The organism is Pseudomonas sp. TSRC2-2, from assembly GCF_049897785.1.
Lineage (GTDB): Bacteria > Pseudomonadota > Gammaproteobacteria > Pseudomonadales > Pseudomonadaceae > Aquipseudomonas.
Map to the genome: position 1 here is coordinate 56,307 of NZ_JAFCWZ010000012.1, position 20,930 is coordinate 77,236.

The following is a 20,930-nucleotide window of genomic DNA, read 5'->3' on the forward strand; positions in this document are numbered from 1 at the left end:
CAGATGCTGGCGTATATCTTTCGGCGACTGCTGCTGATCATCCCGACCCTGTTCGGCATTCTGCTGATCAACTTCGTGATCATCCAGGCCGCGCCCGGCGGGCCGGTGGAACAGATGATCGCCAAGCTCGAAGGCTTCGAAGGCGCCACCAGCCGGATTGCCGGCGGCGGCGCCGAAGTGGCCGTGGCCGGCTCGTCGTATCGCGGCGCGCAGGGGCTGGACCCAGCGCTGATCAAGGAAATCGAGCACATGTACGGGTTCGACAAATCGGCCCCGGAACGTCTGTGGATCATGGTCAAGAACTACGCGCATCTGGATTTCGGCGACAGCTTCTTCCGCGACGCCAAGGTCATCGATCTGATCAAGGAAAAGATGCCCGTATCGATTTCGCTGGGGCTGTGGAGCACGCTGATCATGTACCTGGTGTCGATCCCGCTGGGGATTGCCAAGGCCACCCGGCACGGCAGCCACTTCGACGTGTGGACCAGTTCGGCAATCATCATCGGTTACGCGATTCCGGCGTTTCTGTTTGCGATCCTGCTGATCGTGGTGTTTGCCGGTGGCAGTTATCTGGACTGGTTCCCCCTCCGTGGCCTGACCTCGAACAACTTCGATGAACTGAGTCTGGGCGGCAAGATCCTCGATTATTTCTGGCACCTGGCATTGCCGGTAACGGCATTGGTGATCGGCAACTTCGCGACCATGACCTTGCTGACGAAAAACAGCTTTCTCGATGAGATCAACAAACAGTATGTGGTCACTGCCAAGGCCAAGGGCCTGACCCGTCATCGCGTGCTTTACGGGCACGTTTTCCGTAACGCCATGCTGCTGGTGATTGCCGGTTTCCCTTCGGCGTTCATCGGCATTTTTTTCACCGGCTCGTTGCTGGTGGAAGTGATCTTCTCTCTCGATGGCCTTGGCCTGATGAGTTTCGAGGCGGCGATCAACCGTGATTACCCGGTGGTGTTCGGCACGCTGTTCATCTTCACCCTGCTCGGGCTGGTGGTGAAGCTGATCGGCGACCTCACCTACACCTTTGTCGATCCGCGCATCGACTTCGCAAGCCGGGAGCATTGAGATGAACCTGTCCCCTCTCAACCGCCGCCGCTTCGAACTGTTCAAGGCCAACAAGCGTGGCTGGTGGTCACTGTGGCTGTTTCTGATCCTGTTCGGACTAAGCCTCGGCGCCGAACTGATCGCCAACGACAAGCCGCTGGCCGTGCATTACGACAACAACTGGTATTTCCCGGCAATCAAGCGCTACCCGGAAACCACCTTTGGCGGCGAATTCCCGCTGGAAGCCAACTACAAGAGCCCGTACATCCGCGAACTGCTCAAGGCCAAGGATGCCTGGGTGTTGTGGGCACCGATCCCCTACAGCTACCAGAGCATCAATTACGACCTGAAAGTCCCGGCACCGGCACCGCCCTCGGCGGACAACCTGCTGGGCACCGACGATCAGGGCCGCGATGTGCTGGCGCGGGTGATTTACGGCTTCCGCATTTCGGTGCTGTTTGCGCTGACGTTGACCGTGCTGAGTTCGATCATCGGTGTAATTGCCGGGGCGCTTCAGGGCTTTTATGGCGGCTGGGTCGATCTGGCCGGGCAGCGTTTTCTCGAGATCTGGTCGGGGCTGCCGGTGCTGTATCTGCTGATCATTCTGGCCAGTTTCGTCCAGCCGAATTTCTGGTGGTTGCTGGGGATCATGCTGCTGTTTTCGTGGATGAGCCTGGTCGACGTGGTGCGCGCCGAGTTTCTGCGCGGGCGCAACCTTGAATACGTGCGCGCCGCCCGCGCACTGGGCATGCAGAACGGCGCGATCATGTTCCGCCACATCCTGCCCAACGCCATGGTTTCGACCATGACCTTCATGCCGTTCATCCTCACCGGCGCCATCGGCACCCTCACCGCGCTGGATTTCCTCGGCTTCGGCTTGCCGGCCGGCAGTCCATCGCTGGGTGAACTGGTCGCGCAGGGCAAATCCAACCTGCAGGCGCCGTGGCTGGGCATGAGCGCGTTTGCCGTACTGGCGTTGATGTTGAGCCTGCTGGTCTTTATCGGCGAGTCCGCTCGCGATGCCTTCGACCCGAGGAAGTGAAATGAATCAGGACAATCTGATCGAAGTGCGCGACCTCGCCGTCGAGTTCGGTGTCGGCGAGCGGGTGCATCGTGTGGTCGAGGGCGTGAGCTTCGACATCAAGCGCGGCGAGACGCTGGCACTGGTCGGCGAATCCGGCTCGGGCAAATCAGTGACTGCGCATTCGATCCTGCGGCTGCTGCCCTACCCCATGGCGCGGCATCCGGCGGGCAGCATCAATTACGCCGGACAGAACCTGCTGGATTTGAGCGAAAAGACCATCCGTCATATTCGCGGCAACCGCATCGCGATGATTTTTCAGGAGCCGATGACCTCGCTCAATCCACTGCACTCGATCGAGAAGCAGATCAACGAGGTGCTCGGCATCCACAAGGGCCTGAGCGGCAAAGTGGCGACCAAGCGCACCCTTGAGCTGCTGGAAATGGTCGGGATTCCCGAGCCACACAAACGCCTCAGGGCCCTGCCCCACGAACTCTCCGGAGGCCAGCGTCAGCGGGTGATGATCGCCATGGCCCTGGCCAACGAGCCGGAATTGCTGATTGCCGACGAACCGACCACCGCGCTGGACGTGACCGTTCAGCTGAAAATCCTCGATTTGCTCAAGGATCTTCAGGCTCGATTGGGCATGTCGCTGTTACTGATCAGTCACGATTTGAACCTGGTGCGAAGAATTGCGCATCGCGTATGTGTCATGCAGCGCGGTTGCATCGTCGAACAGGCATCGTGCGCAGAGCTGTTCCGTTCGCCGCAGCATCCGTACACTCGGGAATTGCTCGGCGCGGAGCCCAGCGGCGGCCCGGCGAGCAATAAAGTCGGTGCGCCGCTGCTCGAAGTCGAGGACCTGAAAGTCTGGTTCCCGATCAAGAAAGGCCTGCTCAAGCGCACGGTGGATTACGTCAAGGCAGTGGACGGTATCAATTTCAGCCTGCCTCAGGGGCAGACCCTGGGGATCGTCGGCGAAAGCGGTTCCGGCAAATCCACCCTTGGTCTGGCGATTTTGCGGCTGATCGGCAGCAAAGGCGCGATCCGCTTTGAAGGCAAACAGCTAGACTGCCTGACGCAGAGCGAGGTTCGCCCGTTGCGGCGGGAGATGCAGGTGGTGTTTCAGGACCCGTTTGGCAGCCTGAGCCCGCGCATGTGCGTCAATGACATTGTTGGCGAAGGCCTGCGGATACACAAGATGGGCACCGCAGCCGAACAGGAAGCGGCGATCATTGCGGCATTGAAGGAGGTAGGTCTGGATCCGGAAACCCGGCACCGCTACCCCCACGAATTTTCCGGTGGGCAACGGCAGCGAATCGCCATTGCCCGAGCCTTGGTGCTGAAACCGGCGCTGATCTTGCTGGACGAGCCGACTTCGGCGCTCGACCGGACGGTGCAGCGGCAAGTGGTGGAGCTGTTGCGTTCACTGCAAGCCAAGTACAACCTGACGTATTTGTTCATCAGCCATGACCTGGCTGTCGTCAAAGCGCTGAGCCACCAGCTGATGGTGGTCAAGCATGGCCAAGTGGTCGAACAGGGAGACGCGCAAAGTATCTTTGCCGCCCCCCAACATCCGTATACACAGCAGTTGCTGGAAGCCGCTTTTCTGGCACCAGCCACTGCGCAATAACCTGAAAGAGGAGCAACACATGGGTTTTCTCGCCGGTAAGCGCGTACTGATCGTCGGTGTCGCCAGCAAGCTGTCCATCGCATCCGGCATCGCTGCCGCCATGCATCGCGAGGGCGCTGAGCTTGCCTTCACTTATCAGAACGACAAACTCAAGGGTCGCGTCGAAGAGTTCGCACAAGGCTGGGGTTCGAGCCCTGAGCTGTGCTTCCCGTGCGACGTGGCCAGCGATGAAGAAATCGCCAAGGTCTTCGAAGCGCTGAGCAAGAAGTGGGACGGTCTGGACTGCATCGTGCACTCCGTCGGCTTCGCCCCGGGCGACCAACTGGACGGCGACTTCACCGAAGCCACCACCCGTGAAGGCTTCCGCATCGCTCACGACATCAGCGCCTACAGCTTCGTGGCCCTGGCCAAGGCCGGTCGCGAAATGATGAAAGGCCGCAACGGCAGCCTGCTGACCCTGTCGTACCTGGGCGCCGAGCGCACCATGCCGAACTACAACGTGATGGGCATGGCCAAGGCTTCGCTGGAAGCCGGCGTCCGTTACCTGGCCGGTTCCCTGGGCCCGGACGGCACCCGCGTCAACTGCGTATCGGCCGGCCCGATCCGCACCCTCGCAGCCTCGGGCATCAAGAACTTCCGCAAGATGCTGGCCGCCAACGAAGCGCAAACCCCGCTGCGCCGCAACGTCACCATCGACGAAGTCGGTAACGCCGGCGCCTTCCTGTGCTCCGACCTGGCATCGGGCATCAGCGGTGAAATCATGTACGTGGACGGCGGCTTCAACACCACCGCCATGGGCAACATCGAAGAGTAATCTTCGCTGACCAGAAAAAACCCGTCGAATGACGGGTTTTTTTTGCTCGGGTGTTCAGAATTTTGCCGATTCCATTCTATATCCCGCGCCCGGCGCGCCTTCATGCATCGCCGCCTGTATGTCTGCGTACACGGCATTTGCCTCAGCCGTGGTAATTGAACGCGAGCTGTCGCGCAGCACCACCTGCAAAAGCACGTTCTCCTGCCCCGGCAACAAGCCGAGTCGTTCAATGGCTTTGACAGGCAGTTCTGGATACGACCACCGCCCCTTGATCCGCATCTCCTCGATCCATCCCGCGCAATCCCCCGCTGCCTGCAACATGCGTTCGGTGAGTATTTCCTCACTCAAGCCCGGCATCACGGCCAGCGAAATATCACGCGTAATCGAAGGCAAGCGTGAGACCGCAGTCCAAGGCCCAAGATCGTGCATTTGCGCCTGCACGCGAGGATTCTGATCGCGCAACAATCGAATGTCAGGGATACCTTTACGCAACATGATCAACCGATCCAAGCCCATACCAAGGGCTAGCCCCCCATGCCGCAAGGGGTTTATCTGCAGACGTCGTAAAAGAGAGTTTGCGATACGGCCGCACTCCAGCACCTCGATAGGGGCGCCATCATTGATCACATTTACTTCGATACCGCCTTCAGTGTAGTGATGCGGGCTGTCGCTATAGACCCAAGGCTTATCAGGAACCGCCAAGCGCAAAATATCGCTGACCAGACGCAGCAAATGCTCATGAGAAGCCAAGTCCGGATCACCCAGCACCCAGATATCCATCTGATGGGGCTCAGCGCAATGCCAGCGATCTCGACTGTCTCGTCTGAAGGTGATTCCCGGTGCAGCCAACAAGACGCATTGTCCCGGCTGACGAAGTTTTGCGGCCTGTTGCAAGGCTGCTGGAATCTGACTGGTCGTCTGCGTGCGCAGCAGCGAATGTTCGTCGACCCATCGAGTATGCTCGCTGCCGAGGGTGATCTCTGTAGGGTCGTAACCAAGCAGACCGTAATTCTCCTCAGCGGACACGATTCTTGGCCCGACCTGTATTTGAGCTTGAGGCCATCCCGCTGCGGCTAATCCCTGCAGAATTTCCCTAACCATTATTCGTACAGAATGTTCGGGATCGCTCTCTTCCGTTAAATCAGTCAGCAGCAGAGCCTGATGTACAGATTCGTCCGTCAGGTATTTCTTCGAAACGTGCACTATTTGCTCCTCACTATATGTCAAAAATTCAAAGCCGAATTCATGTAGATAACCTAACTACAAAATATCTGCCAATTACAACAGGCAAGGTCAAGTCGAATAGATTATCGGAACGGGACTACACACATCCCCTACACTAATAACCCGCTTGCGCAGACAACCAACATAACTATAAAAAACCGGTCTCACCAAACCAAAAAAAATCTTTATTTTCTTGCGAAAGCCATGCATTAATCTTTAACTCCCAGCCATAGGGAGCAAATAAAAAAGGAGACAGGTATGAAAATAATTACAACAGAAAATCTGAAACGAATCGCCTCCGGCCCCGAAGCTTCCCAAGAACAGCATCGTTTTTTCCTTCAGTAACGAAGCTGCTAAATCGATGTTCGAAATATCGAAAAATTCGGCGACCAAGAGAAGCATCTTCTGCGCTACTCAGGTTTTCGACCCCACCGCCCGTGCCGCGCTCTACAGCCTTGAACTTCTTCTCGCCAGCAATCTTGGGCAATGTCTGCAAACGCAACGATCCGTACTGAATATGCTCAATTCCCATCGGGAGTTTCGATTGTTTGGCAACTGCGCAAATGCTGCAGTGGTAATTCATTCACATGCACAACCTTATGCGCTTCTTTTTGAAGACCTTGAAGGAAACTTCGTTCAGTCTGTAGCGGAGCTCTTTGAAGTTCATTACGCACATATGCACCCGCACGAGCCCTGCCCATTCAACGTTAACGGCACGTTCAAAATATGCGGAATACTCACCGTACTTCGAAAGCCTAATCCAACATTGCCCTCAGGTTTAAAAACATCGCTTGAATGGTTGCTGACTCGAGTGGCCAAAGAAGGCGCAACACTGTCGATAACGGACAACATTGTTACCTCTTTCAAAATAAATGAAGAAGAACAGCTAAAACTCCTTGACCTCGCGACTGGAAGCCGCGGATTGAAACTGACAGAGTTCGCAATCGGCGTGAATGAAAATATCGCTTCGAACATTGACTACGCCGTAAATTCTCAAATGAACGAAGGTATTAGTGGCGTTCATCTGGCTATTGGTGACGGTGCCTCCGGCTATCACATCGACTTTCTCAGCCCTTTGGTGCGAGTCAATCCAATGCATCAGTCCGATCAGGGCGCAGGAGCGCGCCTGGAAACATCGACCCAAAAATAATCAGCTTAAAGCACTCGCGCATCACATAACTACCACCCGCCCCGCCCTCCACCGCTCGACAATCGGCGCTTGATGCCTGTCAGCCGCCATGGAGAGCGCAAATGAACGACACAGTGCAACCCGCGTCACCGCAACAGACCTTGCTGCAAAACCTGATCGATGAGTTGATCGCCGTCCCGGTCGTCAAGCCCGAGGACGCCGAACGTACACTGGAGGTTCCGCGCGGTTGTTTGCTGCGCGAATGGATGGAGTTGTACTGGGCGGCCCTCGAACGCCCGGAATTTCTCGATTGGGCCAGTCGCTTTCATATCGATCTGGATACGTTGCGCATCAAGGGCGCCACTCTGGAGGCGCGAGCCCAGACGAATGGCACCGCGAATGTACGCACCTTCGCTCTGGACGATGATTCCGGCTGGTGGCAGGTCGCACCGGCGCTGTTGTGGATTGCCCAGCGTATTGACCCCGGCGAAATGGGCCTGCCGTATATCGGTGGCAAATCGGCCAATCCGCTGTACCGCTTTCCACGTCAGATCGCGCTGGCTTTCTATGGTTATCCCGAGCCGCAGAACGAAGCTCAGACGAAAGTGATTGTCGCTGAATTGAAGGCCAGCGGCCTCGCTGCGATTGATGAAAATGGTCACACCACCTCGGCCGTGCTCAAGGAACGCAATGCCCAACTGGAGGACTTCCAGGTCATCGCCGACACCCTCGAAACCGTGTTGAAGACCCACGACCCCTTCGAACAACGCGGCATGGAGGACACCCCGGTGTCACTGACCTCCGCGTCGGTTTCCGCCAGTCGGGGCGGTCCGCGTTTCAAGCTTGGCCCGTTGCTTGAACGCTACGCGCTGCCAATCCCGGAAGATGCCGAACTAGCCAAAGCGTTGGTACAGCGCCTGCGCGACCACCGCTGGCCGGCGCTGCCGTATGTCAGCGAATACGTGCAGACTGGCAGCCCGATTCTCAGCCATCGACATGGTTTTGCCGATATCGAAGACGGCCGGTATATCCTGCGCCGACTGCAAGCGCTGTGCTGGAACAAGTCACCGATGGCGACAATCGACCTTGAGGAATTCAGCGAGCCCCATCCGGATTCGGCGCTGGCCGAGTGGATGGCGCTGGGTCAGCAGGAACTGCGCACATTCGGCGCCCGTCCGGCCTTTCAAGCCATTCTGAAAAAACACAGCCTGCCCGCTGATAGCCCCTTGTTGCTCAGCGCAACCGGTCATGTCGGTACGGCCAGCGACCACGGCTGGATAACCCTGACTGCGGAGGTGGAAAAACACGCCAGTCTGAAAATCTATCGCGACCGTCTCAAGGCCAAGGCTAGTGAAGCCGGGGGTGCCTTTCGTGCCAGCGGCAAGGTCACGCTTGGGCAAATGCTGCGTTTTTATAAGCTGCCTTTGCCGGGAACTGTCGAACAAGCCCTCGGCTTTGTGAAATGGGACCCGATCAACCTGCACATGCGCCCCGGCCACATGAATCATTGGTATCTGCTGGGCCAGCCCGGCAAACAAACCGAGCGTTTTACCGCTGAACAACGCCAGCAGGTCATCGACACCACTCAGGCATTTCTACCCAAGGACGCGGCGCCACTGATTGATTACCTGAGCGAAGGCGTCGATACCGATCTGCCTTTGGCCAGCCTCAGCGCCAACGCCGATTACCTGATCGGCCGCATCCTCATCACCCAACGCGCTCAGGCTTTGGGCAACCAGCTACTGGAGAAAATCGCGCGACCCGCCCAGCCCAAGGAGCTGCTGGCCACCAATCGCGATCGCTTGTTACTCGCAGCGCTGCTGCTCAGCCTTGATCCGAAAGCCGGCGAACAGTCAAAGCAAATCATCGGCCAAGCGGTAAATGACAGTTTTTACTGGGGCGAACGGTATGCCGAGGTTCGGCGTTTCATCGATCGGCAATTCGGTCTCGCGCTGATAAAGAACAAATCGCTGGCGACCCATCTTTTGTTATCGGGCATCGCCCCTGAGTTTTTGATACGCGACATCCCCGCTTCATTTCAGTACATGAGTTGCGTACGCTGGGTCCGGTTCAAGCAGGTGGTGCTGTATATCGAAGACCGCATACCCGGCGTCGCACGCCTGATGCCCTATGCGCAATTGATCAGCCTGACCCATGGCCCGGCCCCGGCGGACTTCTACCGTTTCTTGCGCAGTGACGTGTGTACTGCGGTCGTTCTTGATTGGGCGGTTGCCAGAGGCGTGGTCCAGCGAGACGAGGAGAATCCTGACAGCCACGCCGCGACGCTGAAGCGTGCCGAGAGTATCTTCCGCGACCATTGTCGGAGGATGCGCAGTTTCTCGCAGCGGGCTTTTCTGGCGAAATTTCCCACCCCATCGACCGTCGCACTCGCTGATCTGCGCAAGGTGTTTATCGATAATCCGCATCTGGAAGAGCAGGTTCTGTTCAACCCGGCGTCGGGTGACAAACACTTCTCGCTGAGCGAGTTGCATGTGGCCGGCAAGTTGACCGGCGATTTGCAGGGATGGCAATCGAACGATGCCGAACTGCAACTGCCGCCGGTCAAAGCGCCTCTGGCCCGGCTCAGCGTGGTGTCGAGTTTGTTTCGTGCGGCCCTGAGCGCGCGCCTGCGACAGATGAAAGACGCCCATGTCGCCTTCATAAAGGATGCTTTTTGCCGGTTGCCATTGGCGCAACGGCTGGATATCGAAGACAACGCCCTGGAGTTGTTTGCCCTGCAACTGCCTGCGCCGGCAAGCACCACCAAGACTTCGAAGCCGGACACCGAGACCGCGCCGTTTGCCATCATTGCCTTGCTGCGTGGATCGACGCCGAGGGTGTATGAAATCTTTACCCGCCGATCCGCTGTCTTCTTGCGGCGCGATATCGATATTGCGCGGCTCGCGCCCTCCACCCCCGATGCAAAGGCGCAATCGCTGCCCTTCGATGCCGAAGCCTATCGGCGCGGAACCCTGCCAGTCGCCAACAGCAAATGCGAAGCGCTGCTCACCCGACTCGACATCGAAGGCGCGCCGCTGGCAGTGCAGTCGCGCAGCGCCGTCCCCGATACATTTGCCTCCAACAAGGTCAACGCCATCGCCAGTACGGCTGTGCGACACCTGTTTGACGCGCACGAAAGCAAAGCGCTGCAAGAAGCACTGATCGCGCCTGCGCTAAAGGATATACAAGCCAATCAGGAGAAATGGCTGAATTTTTACGCGACGTTGAGCCCGCCGAAAAGTTGATGCCTGCCGCATTGAGGACGCAGTGGGTCAGTTGATTCACAGGTTGACTGGCCACGGCGCTAGCGCCAGCAGGCTGGTTCGCACAGGGTTTTGGGGTAAGCCTTGGTTGGATGTCAAACGATAAACAGTGTGGGAGCCCAGCCTGCTGGCGATCAGGCCTTGATCAACAGCGCTTCAACGCCTGTTTGTGCGCATACATCGCCCCATCTGCATCGGCCAGCAACCGGTCTACGGTGTCGTGGCGCCTGGGATCGTATTCGATCTGGCCGACACTGAAGCGAATCGCATAACCGCGGTGCAGCGTCGCATTGCGCTCCTCAAGGATTTCCTTGAGCCGTGCCATGATTCGCGTGGTTTCGACGTGGCTGGAGCCGGTCAGCAACGCGACGAACTCATCGCCGCCCAGGCGCCCGACCACGTCGCTCTCGCGAAAGGCAATGCGCAACACATCGGCGAAAGTCTTGAGCGCGCTGTCACCCTCGGCATGCCCGTACAAATCGTTGATCTGCTTGAAGTCATTGAGGTCGAAAAACAGCAGCGTCGCCGGCCGGTTCAAACGTGCGCAGGCGTCCAGTGCATGCTGAGCCAGTTGCTTGAAACCGCGTCGATTGGACAGCAGCGTCAGTTCGTCCATGCTCGCCATCTGCACCGCCATCAGCTCTTGCTCAGCCATCTCTGCCAGGTCGCGCAACAAGGCGCGCTCTTCGTCATCAAGGTTGCGGGGTTGGGTGTCGATCAGGCACAACGTGCCCATTTTGTTACCGTCAGGCACGGTCAGCGGGTAACCGGCGTAAAAACGGATATTCGGCGCGCCGGTGACCAGCGGGTTGTCATGAAAGCGCAGATCTTTCAGCGCGTCAGGCACCAGCATCAGCTCGTTCTGCAAAATTGCATGGCCGCAGAATGAGACATCGCGCGACGTCTCGGTAGCATCCAGCCCCACACAGGATTTGAACCACTGGCGATCCTTGTCGACCAGCGTGACCAGGGCGATCGGCACGTTGAACAAGCGCTTGGCCAAGCGTGTCAGACGATCGAAACGCTCTTCGGGGGCCGAGTCGAGGTTGAGGCCGTGCAGCGCATCAATACGGGCAGCTTCGTTGGCAGGTTTTCCGGGCACCAGCATGCACACACTCCGTAGGCAGTCATGTGTTCAGCGTAGCGCTAAATCGATGAAGCTTCACATTTGCGCCACCGGACACGGCCCACCGGCATCGGTCCACAGCTTGAATTGCGCGACGAAAATATCGTGCGGCACCGGTACCGGCGCGCGCCCCGCCCCGGGATTCCAGCCCCAGAGCACCAGCTTGTCTTCGCTGACATGTTTTAACAGCGCGGCAAAATCGCGATCGCCGTTGCTCGCGCGGTCCGCGATCATTGCGCACAGCTTGTCCGAGGGCAGGCCGATCCAGGCCATTTTGTGCGCCGCTGGCGGCAGGCTCCAGTGCGGCGCGCCCGGCGGCGCATGGGGGCCGTAACTGGCCGGCGGATTGCTTTCAGCGTGGCAGGTCGCGCAGGGCAAACCGGCAGCGCCCTTGCCGTCCATGCCGCGCACCACATTCATCGCGTGGGGGATGCCGGCGTCGAACTGCAGCGGCGAATCGCCGAGAATGTGGCAGTTTTGGCAGCGCGGGCTCTGAAAGACTTTCTGCACCGTGCCAAAGGCTTTCAGAGCTTCCTGATCTTCGGCAAACAGGTCCGAGGCATAGCCACCGAGACCGAGCAAAACGACGGTACCCAACACAAGATGTCGTTTCATCTCACACCCCTGCCAGTTGCAGTGGCAGTTCACGCAGGCGTTGCCCGGTCAGGGCGAACACCGCATTGGCCACGGCCGGCGCGGTTGGCGGTACGCCGGGCTCGCCGATGCCTCCGGGCTTTTCTGTGCTGGGGACGATATGCACTTCCACCGCCGGCATTTCGTTGAGCCGCAACACCTGATAATCGTGATAGTTGGACTGCATCACGCCGCCGTCCTTCACGGTGAGCTTGCTGTGCAGCGCCATGCCGAGGCCGAAGGTGATGCATGATTCCATCTGCGCGGTAATGCTCTGCGGGTTGACTGCAATGCCGCAGTCCACGGCGCAGACCACCCGATGCACACGGATCGCCAGATTGTCCTGCGACACCTCGGCAACCTGAGCCACGTAGCTGCCGAACGACTCGTGCACCGCCACACCGAGGGCATGTCCGTCGGGTAGCGGTGCGCCCCAATTGGCCTTCTCCACCGCCAGATTGAGCACGCCGAGATGGCGCGGGTGCGCCTTGAGCAACGTTCGCCGGTACTCCACCGGATCCTTGCCCGCCGCCGTCGCCAGTTCATCGATCAGCGATTCCATGACGAAACCCGTGTGGGTGTGGCCGACCGAACGCAGCCACAACACATTGATGCCGGTCTGCGGCGAATGCAGGTCGACTTGATGATGAGGCAGATCCTTGATGTAGGGGCTGTCGGCCACGCCTTCGACCGAGGTGGCATCGATGCCGTTCTTGACCATCGCTGCCTCGAGCATCGTCCCGGCCATGATCGACTGCCCCACCAGCACATGCTGCCAGCTCATCGGCAAGCCGTCAGCGCCCAGCCCGACCTGGGCCTTGTGCAAGTACATCGAGCGGTAATAACCGCCGCGAATGTCGTCTTCACGTGCCCACACGGTTTTTACCGGCAGGCCCGCTGCTTTTGCGACTTGCACGGCTTCGGCGACGAAATCCGATGTCGGATTGGCACGGCGACCGAAGCCACCGCCAAGGAATTCGGTGTGAATCTCGACCTGCTCGGGCTTGAGGCCGGTGATCTTGCTGGCGACCATTTGGTCCAGCGTCTGAAACTGCGTGCCGGTCCAGATCTCGCATTTGCCGGCACTGATCTTCACCGTGCAATTGAGCGGTTCCATCGGCGCGTGGGCCAGATACGGCACGCTGTACTCGACGTCGATCTTCTTCGTAGCCTTGGCGAAATTGGCTTTGGCGTCCCCAGCCTGAGTGGCAGAAGTGCCCGGCGTCGCCGCCAGTTTGCGGAAACTCTCCAGCAGTTTTTCGCTGCTCATGTCGGCCAGCGGCCCGAGATCCCAATCGACCTTCAGAGCATCACGCCCCAGTTTCGCTGCCCAGAAATGCTCGGCCACCACCGCTACTCCGCTGGGCACCTGCAGCACTTTGTGCACGCCGGGAATGGCCAGCGCTGCGGCGCCTTCAAAGGATTTGACCGTGGCGCCAAACACCGGCGCACGGGCGACCATGGCGGTCATCAAGCCTTCGAATTGCACATCCATGCCGAACTTGGCACGACCGGTGATTTTTTCCGGGGTGTCGAGGCGTTTGGTTGGTTTTCCGATGACTTTCCAGTCCTTGGCTTCCTTGAAGGTGATGGTTTTTGGGTCTGGTACCGGCAGCTGCCTGGCGGCATCGGCCAGTTCGCCGTAAGTCGCGCGCTGGTCCCCGGCGATCACCACGCCGGATTCGGTGCGAATCGTCGACAGCGCGACGTCGAAGCGTTTCGCGGCAGCTTCCACCAGCATCTGCCGCGCCGTCGCCCCGGCCAGTCGATAACGGTCGAACTCCATCCAGGTCGACGTCGAGCCGCCGGTGATCTGCATGCCGCCAAACGCCGGCAAGCCGTAGTCGGCCGCCGAGGCTGGCGAGTGCTCGACGCGGATGTTCGACCAGTCGGCGTCCAGCTCTTCGGCAATGAGCATGGTCAGGCCGGTCCAGATGCCCTGGCCCATTTCCGAATGGCCGAGCAGCACGGTGACGCTGTTGTCCGCCGCGATGCGCAGGAACGCGTTGGGTGCGAACGTCTTGTTTTCGTTCTCTGCCGCCCTGGCAAAGCGATTGGCCCCAGGGACCACAAACGCCACCATCAGACCGCCGCCCACCACGGCGCTGCCTTTGAGAAAACCCCGACGCGTTAGCGGACTGTTCATCGCCTATCTCCCCCAGAAAAATCAGCCGATGTCGGCGGCGCGTTTGACCGCTGCGCGAATGCGCGGATAGGTGCCGCAGCGGCAAATGTTGCCGGAGAGCGCCTGATCGATATCGCTGTCGGTGGGGTTGGGGATTTTCGCCAGCAACGCGGCGGCGGACATGATCTGCCCGGACTGGCAGTAACCGCACTGCACCACATCGAGTTCGGCCCAGGCTTGCTGTACCGGGTGCGAGCCATCGGTGGACAAGCCTTCGATGGTAAGAATTTTCTGCCCGTGGGCGACGGCCGTGGCCGGGGTGATGCAGGAACGTAATGGCGCCCCGTCAATGTGCACGGTACAGGCGCCACACTGGGCCATGCCACAGCCGAACTTCGTCCCGGTCAGGTGCGCGACATCGCGCAGAACCCAGAGCAGCGGCATGTCCGCGGGGACATCGAGCTCCTGATCCTTGCCATTGATATTCAGGGTCAGCATCGGGTGATTTCCTCAGACTCACGGTGTTGCGAAGGGGTGTCGCTGTGGTCCCAAAACCTACGGACGCCCGCGCTTATCCCTTTCAGCAAAGCCTAAATTGCGCAGCAAGCGAGACGTTGTGACCAGCGGTCATGCAAAGGCCTCGCGTTGTCTGAAACGACGCCTTCGCGAGCAAGCCCGCTCCCACATGGTCCAGAGGTGGATCCAAGGACTGTGAACATCGGTGAAACCTGTGGGAGCGAGCAGGATTACTCCCACAAGGACTGACGGTCGACGCATGGATCGTGAACATCGGTGAAACCTGTGGGAGCGGGCTTGCTCGCGAAGGCGTCTGTTCAGTCAGCTCAGCTGTGACTGACACACCGCTTTCGCGAGCAGGATTACTCCTACCGGGACGCGTCGGGATGTTCAGGACCGCGATGAGTTTTCTAATCCTCTTGCCGCCCCTTACCTTCACGATCCCCCCGGTAATGCCCAGCCAGCGGAAAATCCGGCAGCCACGATTCGCGGCGTACCGTCCAACTCTCATAAGTCGGCTTCAACTGATCGGTCGCATCCAGCGAGCCGAGGTTCACCTCGACCTCGTCGCCACTACGGTTGAATACCGATGAGCCACAGTGCGGGCAAAAGTGCCGCCCTTGGTACTCATGGGTTTCGCCGCTGATTGTCAGCGCATCTTCAGGAAAAATCGCCGAGGCATGAAACAGCGCCCCATGGACTTTGCGGCAGTCGAGGCAATGGCAGACGCCGACTCGGTAAGGCTCGCCACTCGCTTGAAAACGGACATCGCCGCATAAACATCCGCCGGTAAATGTCGTCACGGTTTATCTCCTTTGCGATTTTGATAAACACAATCGCCAGATCGCGTTTAAAAACACCCTCAGTGCTACGCCACGCAGCCTACTGCAGCTTGCGATATTTCTTCGAGCAGACCTGTTCGGGCCGATCTACGGCACCGCAATCCATTCGCGGACTGACTACGCTGATCATCCAGCCTGCAACCTGCAGAGGATGATTGCCATGCAACGCGTTCAGAAACTCACGCCGTGCCTGTGGTTCGATGATCAGGCCGAGGCCGCTGCGGCATTTTATTGTTCGATCTTTGATCATGCGAAAATCACCGCCCTGACCCACTACAGCAAGGTCGGGCAGGAATTTCACGGGCAGTCGGAGGGTACGGTGATGACCGTCAGTTTCGAGCTCGACGGCCAGTCGTTTACCGCCCTTAACGGAGGGCCGGTGTTCACCTTCAACGAGGCGATTTCGTTCCAGGTCAATTGCCAGAATCAAGAGGAAATCGACCACTTCTGGGGCAATCTGTCGGCCGGCGGCCCGGTCGAAGCGCAGCAATGCGGCTGGCTCAAGGACAAGTTCGGCGTGTCGTGGCAGGTCGTCCATGTCGGCCTTCTGCAAATGTTGCAAGACCCGGACACGCGCAAGTCGCAGCGGGCAATGCAGGCGATGTTTCAGATGAAAAAGCTCGATGTCGCTGCACTGCAACGGGCATTCGACGGCCAGAGCTAATACACTCGGGCGCTGACCTGCCGGGATGATCACGATGAAACACGCCGCTGCGAAAAACCCCGAGAAAGCCCCGCGCTTCTGGCGCGACGACGGCCTGCCCTTCATCGAAGCGCGGGCCATCGCTGACGGTCGCGAGGTCTGTTATGCGCGGCACTCCCACGCGCACTTTTCCATCGGTGCGATCACCGCCGGGCGCAGCACTTATGTGCATGAGCAAGCGCAGTATCAAGTGGCGTCCGGCACCGTGGTGCTGATGAATCCCGGCGATGTGCATGCCTGCAACCCGATCGATGATCAGCCGTGGTCGTACGTGATGTTGTATGTCGAAACGCCGTGGCTGACAGATTTGCAGCATCAATTGGGGTTTGCGGCGGAGCTGGAATTCCGACGTTTTTCCGACACGCATCTGACCGATGCCGAATTGTTCGCCAGGTTGATAGGGTTGTATGAGGTTCTGGTTGACGATCAGTTCGAGGTGCTGGCGAAACAGAGCGCGGCGGTGGAGTTTTTCAGTGATTTGCAGCTGCGTCTGAATCCCGCTGATCAGCCAATACGTGAACCGAATTTCAAGCTGCAACGCGCCGCTGATTTCATCCGTGAACATTGCACCGAGGTGCTGAGCCTCGAGGCAATCTGTGCGGCGGCGCAGCTGTCGCCGTCGTACCTGATTCGCGCATTCAAGCAGCGTTACGGGATGACGCCACATGCCTTCGTGGTCAACCAGCGCATCCAGTTCGCTCGCGAGCGCTTGCGCAACGGGCGGTTGATTGCCGATGTGGCGTTGGAGGCCGGGTTTGCCGATCAGGCGCATTTCCAGCGGGCATTCAAACAACATCTGGCGGCGACGCCGGGGCAGTATCGCGGCTGAGTTTTATCTCCCGCACATGCAACCCCCTGTAGGAGCTGACGAGTGCAACGAGGCTGCGATCTTTTGATCGTAAAAAGCAAAGTCAAAAGATCGCAGCCTCGTTGCACTCGTCAGCTCCTACAGAAAATCAGGTGATCAGCAGATAACCCGCACTCACCGCCAGCAGCAACGCCATTACCCGATTGAACCAGCGCATCCCCGCCGCGTTGCTCAGATAGCCGCGCAAAAACGTTCCGGCATAGGCCCAGCAGCCCACCGACAGATAGCAGATCACCAGATACACCGCCGCAAATTGCCAGACCAGCCGCGCCTCGCCGTCGGCGACAAACGCGCCCATGCCGGCTACGCACGCCAGCCAGGCCTTGGGATTGAGCCATTGCATCACCGCGCCGTAGAGCATCGACGGCGCGCGGCCGGACTCGCTGGCATGCAACTGGCCGTCATCGCTGGCCAGTTTCCAGGCCATGAACAGCAGGAACGCCACCCCGGCCCATTGCACCACGCGCGTCATGAACGGCCACAGTTGCAGCACTTCATGCAGGCCCAGGCCCATGAGCACCAGCAACAGCACAAACCCCAGCGTCGCCCCGGCCACGTGCCGTTGGCTGGCGCGAAAACCGTACTGCGCGCCGGAACTCAACGCGACGATATTGACCGGACCGGGGGTGATGGATGCGGCCAGGGCAAACGCCGCCATGGAAAGAATCAGACTCATTGCACACCTGCTTCAAACGAGGAACAAGGTGGCTACGGTAGCGAGCGGCGGGGTTGCGGTATTGAAGAAAATGCCCCTGAGGATGCGAATCCTCTAGCGAAAGCGGTGTGTCAATCAACCCAATGTTGGCTGGGGCTGACGCCTTCGCGAGCAAGCCCGCTCCCACCGGGTTGTGTGTGAAATGCAATCTCGGGCCTACCGCAAAACCTGTGGGAGCGAGCTTGCTCGCGAAAGCAGCGGATCAGTCAGCCCGGTGTTGGCTGGGCTGACGCCTTCGCGAGCAAGCCCGCTCCCACAGAAGCACTCAGGCCAGACGCGGCACGGTGAAGCGGAATTCGCTGCCCTGCCCCGGCTCGCTCTCGGCGACGATCTGTCCGCCGTGAGCTTCGACGATACCTTGGGTGATGTACAAACCCAGGCCCGTACCGGTCGGGTTGCCTTCCTTCACAGTCCAGTAGCGATCGAACACATGCGGCAAGTGCTCTTTGGGAATGCCTTCGCCGCTGTCACGCACGATAAAGACAATTTCATCGCCCACCGATTTGGCGTGCACGCCCACCGTGCCCATGCGCGGGGTGAATTTGATCGCGTTGCCGACCAGGTTCGACAGCACTTGAAACAGCCGCTCTGGGTCGGCGTGGATGCGCAAATCAGGATCAGCCTGGAATGAAATGCTGATGTCCTTGTCATGGGCCAGCGGCGACAGCAGCGACTGCGCCTCTTCGAAGATAAGCCCGACGTCCAGCGCTTGCGGGGTGATCGAATAGCGCCCGGCGTCGATTTTCGAGGTATCGAGCAGGTCTTCCAGCAGCGTGTTCATCCGCGTCGTGGCTTGTTGCATGGTGTCGATCGCCGTCGAAATGCGCCGCGAGGTGTGCGCGCCTTCGGAACTGAAGGCCTTCTGCATCATGCCGCAGAGCATCGAAATCACCGTCATCGGGTTGCGCAGATCATGGGAAACCACCGCCACCAGTTCGTCGCGCGCACGCACGGCCTCCTGCTCACGGCGCACCTGGCGGGCCAGGTCGTTTTCCAGCGCCGAACGACGCAGGTCGTTGGCGGCGAACAGATCACCGTGGCTCCACTTGGTGGAAATCCCGGCCATCTCGACTTTCCAGATCTCGAACGAGGTGCGCGGACGCAGGCGCAGGCCCGCGTCGGAGTTTTCCAGGTCCAGCGGTTTGCGCGGGTCGCCGCTCCAGTTGATGTTTTCCTTCGCTTCCGGACGGAACCACAACACGCCGTTGTCCACCGGTTTGGGCAGGCTCATGGCGAGCACACCGCTGGCAACCGACTGGTAATGCGCGGCTGGCGGGTAGGCGCTGGACAGGTGATGACTGGCAAACACCGGCTCGCCGCGCGCCTGCAGCCATTTGTGCAATGCACGGATCGCTTCCGGCTCGGGGCAGTTGCCGTAACGGTGCAATTGCTTGTCTTCGATGATCGCGATGCCGCCGGCATTGACAAGCGCCATCAGCGTCGCCGGCTGCTGAGCGAGGCCGTCGAACACGTTCTGCGGCGAATCGATCATCGCCTGATTGAGCAATGCCAGCGCCTCGACCTTTTCTTCGCGCTGACGGGTCAGCTCAAGGGTTTCCATCGCACTGATCTGCAGCGACAGCACCTGGCCGATGGTCTGGCAGGCCATGCGCAATTCATGCGGCACGTGCAGCGGCTGGCGGTTGCCGCAGCTGATCAAGCCCCAGAGCTTGTCGCCCTTGAGCAGGGAAATGCTCATCGACGACAGCACGCCCATGTTCTTCATGTATTGGCAGTGAATCGGCGAGACGCTGCGCAGCGTGGCGAAACTCAAGTCCAGCGGCGTCTGCGTGTCGGGGCGCAATTTCGGCACCAGCGGCACCGGCTGATAGTCGGCGTTGGGGATGATCCGCAGCCAGTTGGTGCGATACAGCTCGCGCGCCTGCTCGGGGATGTCCGAGGCCGGAAAGAACAGGCCGTTGAACACTTCCATCGACGGATCGGACGCTTCGGCGATGACCTGACCGTGGCCCTCCTCCTCGAAGCGATAAATCAGCACCCGGTCGTAACCGGTCATTGCCTGGATTTCCTTGACACTGGTGTCGTACAGGGCCTGCAGCGTGGTCGCCGCTTGCAGGCGCTGGAGCATGCGCCCCAGGTGGGTCTTGACCCCGGCGACATTGCGCGGCTCGAAATTTTTCACGTGGATCTCAAGCTCAAGAATCAGCACACCCTGATGCCGGTGCAGCAAACCTTCAAACGCGGTGCCGTTGAGTTCGAAACGCAGCGGCGCCGCCTCGGAGAACGTCGCCTGCTGCAGGGCTTCGAGCACTTGCGCGGTGTGTTCAACACCGATCAGGCTGTGCAGCGGCTGGCCGATCAGCGATTCGGGCGCGCGGGCCAGCAGGGTTTCGACATTGGCGCTGACCTGGATGATCTGCAACGCAGGCTCGGTCAGGGTCAGCAGCAAGCCATGTGGTTGAATCGCGCCGGGAAAGCGGATCGGCTCGTCGGCACAATTGGCCAGCAGTTCTTCAAAGGCTTGTTGGTCTTGCAGGTTCATGCCAGTACCTCCTGGCGTTCGAGCCACTGCTCGAAACAGCTGAATGTGGTTTGTGCAGCGCTGACCACGGCCGCGCGCTCGCTGACATCCATGGCCCGGTTGCTCAGGTATTCGATGAACTCGCGCCAGCGCCGCCCGGTGGCCGCGCCGTAGACATCAAGGAACGCGGCGCCGTTTCCGGCATCCAGATTCAGCCGCGCGGCGATCTCTCGGCGCAGAATCTGCCCGCCGAGGGTCGCGCCTTCAAGCACGTACAAGACCCCAAGGCTGGCGGCGCTGGAGTCGATTACCGGCAAGTCCTCGCACAGCGGCAAATCATTGGCGGTCGCGCCCAGCGCGCGCAGGTCGGCGTGCAAGGTCTCAGCCTTCAAGCGAGGCGTCAGATTGAAATCGTCCGGGACTACGCCGCTGGCCAGCAACGCCCGTTCCAGCGGCTGATAAAAACCATAATAGGCCGCCATCAAGCGCTCAAAAGCGAGGGTATCAAGGGTGTCGGAGAAAAAAGGAAGGCGTTTTTCCAGTGCGATGTGCAGTTCGGCTGTGCCGGCCCGCAGATCCTGCAGCACCGGTGGCACATAAACCTCACGGGCCTTTGCTTGCATGTAGATCGCTCTTGGTGGGACCCGGCAGGGGCCATTCTGGGTGGGCTCGACGTGGGGAGGAATTTATCACGACAGACAGCGTTTCTGCCTGCCGGGACGATTATTTCTGCCGAACCGCGACCCTATGACACGTTGAGAGTGGCGCCGGATCAAAAAA

The 20,930-nt window shown here is 59.4% G+C and carries 17 protein-coding genes; 8 read left to right on the plus strand and 9 right to left on the minus strand.

All coding sequences use genetic code 11. The features are described 5' to 3' along the window. Positions 1 to 3: 3 nt before the first annotated feature. The 4 genes from ACP7D9_RS22885 to fabI are packed head-to-tail and all read left to right on the plus strand — an operon-like array spanning position 4 to position 4,524. The gene (locus ACP7D9_RS22885) at positions 4 to 1,077 is read left to right on the plus strand and encodes a microcin C ABC transporter permease YejB (protein ID WP_426159684.1); all 1,074 of its coding nucleotides are present in this window, start codon (positions 4 to 6) and stop codon (positions 1,075 to 1,077) included. A 1-nt stretch (position 1,078) separates the two neighbouring features. Next, on the plus strand, positions 1,079 to 2,098 hold the full coding sequence (locus tag ACP7D9_RS22890; RefSeq protein ID WP_277758229.1) for an ABC transporter permease: 1,020 nt from the start codon (positions 1,079 to 1,081) through the stop codon (positions 2,096 to 2,098). 1 nt (position 2,099) lies between these two features. Next, entirely contained in the window at positions 2,100 to 3,710 is a 1,611-nt protein-coding gene (locus ACP7D9_RS22895; protein WP_426159685.1) for an ABC transporter ATP-binding protein, read from the plus strand. A 19-nt stretch (positions 3,711 to 3,729) separates the two neighbouring features. Further along, on the plus strand, positions 3,730 to 4,524 hold the full coding sequence (fabI, locus tag ACP7D9_RS22900; protein WP_007906751.1) for an enoyl-ACP reductase FabI: 795 nt from the start codon (positions 3,730 to 3,732) through the stop codon (positions 4,522 to 4,524). A gap of 54 nt (positions 4,525 to 4,578) precedes the next feature. On the opposite strand, the gene ACP7D9_RS22905 is transcribed toward fabI, so the two are convergent. Then, on the minus strand, positions 4,579 to 5,727 hold the full coding sequence (locus ACP7D9_RS22905) for a hypothetical protein (protein WP_426159686.1): 1,149 nt from the start codon (positions 5,725 to 5,727) through the stop codon (positions 4,579 to 4,581). A gap of 382 nt (positions 5,728 to 6,109) precedes the next feature. On the opposite strand from ACP7D9_RS22905, the gene ACP7D9_RS22910 reads away from it, so the two are divergent. Both ACP7D9_RS22910 and ACP7D9_RS22915 read left to right on the plus strand, forming a co-directional pair. Then, complete coding sequence (locus ACP7D9_RS22910) at positions 6,110 to 6,898, plus strand: hypothetical protein (protein ID WP_426159687.1); 789 nt, start codon at positions 6,110 to 6,112, stop codon at positions 6,896 to 6,898. Between the two features lie 101 nt (positions 6,899 to 6,999). Beyond that, the gene (locus tag ACP7D9_RS22915) at positions 7,000 to 10,122 is read left to right on the plus strand and encodes a hypothetical protein (RefSeq protein ID WP_426159688.1); all 3,123 of its coding nucleotides are present in this window, start codon (positions 7,000 to 7,002) and stop codon (positions 10,120 to 10,122) included. A 163-nt stretch (positions 10,123 to 10,285) separates the two neighbouring features. On the opposite strand, the gene ACP7D9_RS22920 is transcribed toward ACP7D9_RS22915, so the two are convergent. From ACP7D9_RS22920 to ACP7D9_RS22940, 5 genes are all read right to left on the minus strand, one after another. Beyond that, complete coding sequence (locus ACP7D9_RS22920; RefSeq protein WP_101159061.1) at positions 10,286 to 11,248, minus strand: sensor domain-containing diguanylate cyclase; 963 nt, start codon at positions 11,246 to 11,248, stop codon at positions 10,286 to 10,288. 54 nt (positions 11,249 to 11,302) lie between these two features. Then, positions 11,303 to 11,881 carry a hypothetical protein gene (locus tag ACP7D9_RS22925; protein WP_426159689.1) on the minus strand — a complete coding sequence of 193 codons (579 nt, stop codon included), beginning with the start codon at positions 11,879 to 11,881 and terminating at the stop codon, positions 11,303 to 11,305. Position 11,882: 1 nt separating this feature from the next. Continuing rightward, positions 11,883 to 14,045 carry a molybdopterin cofactor-binding domain-containing protein gene (locus ACP7D9_RS22930; RefSeq protein ID WP_426159690.1) on the minus strand — a complete coding sequence of 721 codons (2,163 nt, stop codon included), beginning with the start codon at positions 14,043 to 14,045 and terminating at the stop codon, positions 11,883 to 11,885. 21 nt (positions 14,046 to 14,066) lie between these two features. After that, positions 14,067 to 14,522, minus strand: coding sequence for a (2Fe-2S)-binding protein (locus ACP7D9_RS22935; RefSeq protein ID WP_101159063.1), 456 nt, complete (start codon positions 14,520 to 14,522; stop codon positions 14,067 to 14,069). Between the two features lie 428 nt (positions 14,523 to 14,950). Beyond that, positions 14,951 to 15,343: a GFA family protein gene (locus tag ACP7D9_RS22940; protein ID WP_426159691.1), complete on the minus strand. Its 393-nt coding sequence runs from the start codon at positions 15,341 to 15,343 to the stop codon at positions 14,951 to 14,953. A 199-nt stretch (positions 15,344 to 15,542) separates the two neighbouring features. On the opposite strand from ACP7D9_RS22940, the gene ACP7D9_RS22945 reads away from it, so the two are divergent. Both ACP7D9_RS22945 and ACP7D9_RS22950 read left to right on the plus strand, forming a co-directional pair. Further along, positions 15,543 to 16,046, plus strand: a complete 504-nt coding sequence (locus tag ACP7D9_RS22945; protein ID WP_426159692.1) for a VOC family protein — start codon at positions 15,543 to 15,545, stop codon at positions 16,044 to 16,046. 34 nt (positions 16,047 to 16,080) lie between these two features. Continuing rightward, positions 16,081 to 16,914 (plus strand): AraC family transcriptional regulator, encoded by an 834-nt coding sequence (locus ACP7D9_RS22950; RefSeq protein ID WP_313002603.1) that lies wholly within the window; start codon positions 16,081 to 16,083, stop codon positions 16,912 to 16,914. Positions 16,915 to 17,041: 127 nt separating this feature from the next. Here the strand turns inward: ACP7D9_RS22950 and ACP7D9_RS22955 are convergent, their stop codons facing one another. The 3 genes from ACP7D9_RS22955 to ACP7D9_RS22965 form a co-directional block, all read right to left on the minus strand. Then, a complete protein-coding gene (locus ACP7D9_RS22955) occupies positions 17,042 to 17,629 on the minus strand; it encodes a LysE family translocator (protein ID WP_101159066.1) in 588 nt (195 codons plus the stop codon). A gap of 304 nt (positions 17,630 to 17,933) precedes the next feature. After that, complete coding sequence (locus ACP7D9_RS22960; RefSeq protein ID WP_426159693.1) at positions 17,934 to 20,171, minus strand: ATP-binding protein; 2,238 nt, start codon at positions 20,169 to 20,171, stop codon at positions 17,934 to 17,936. Then, positions 20,168 to 20,773 (minus strand): biliverdin-producing heme oxygenase, encoded by a 606-nt coding sequence (locus ACP7D9_RS22965; protein ID WP_426159694.1) that lies wholly within the window; start codon positions 20,771 to 20,773, stop codon positions 20,168 to 20,170. Before ACP7D9_RS22965 ends, ACP7D9_RS22960 begins: the two co-directional genes overlap by 4 nt. Positions 20,774 to 20,930: the final 157 nt, after the last annotated feature.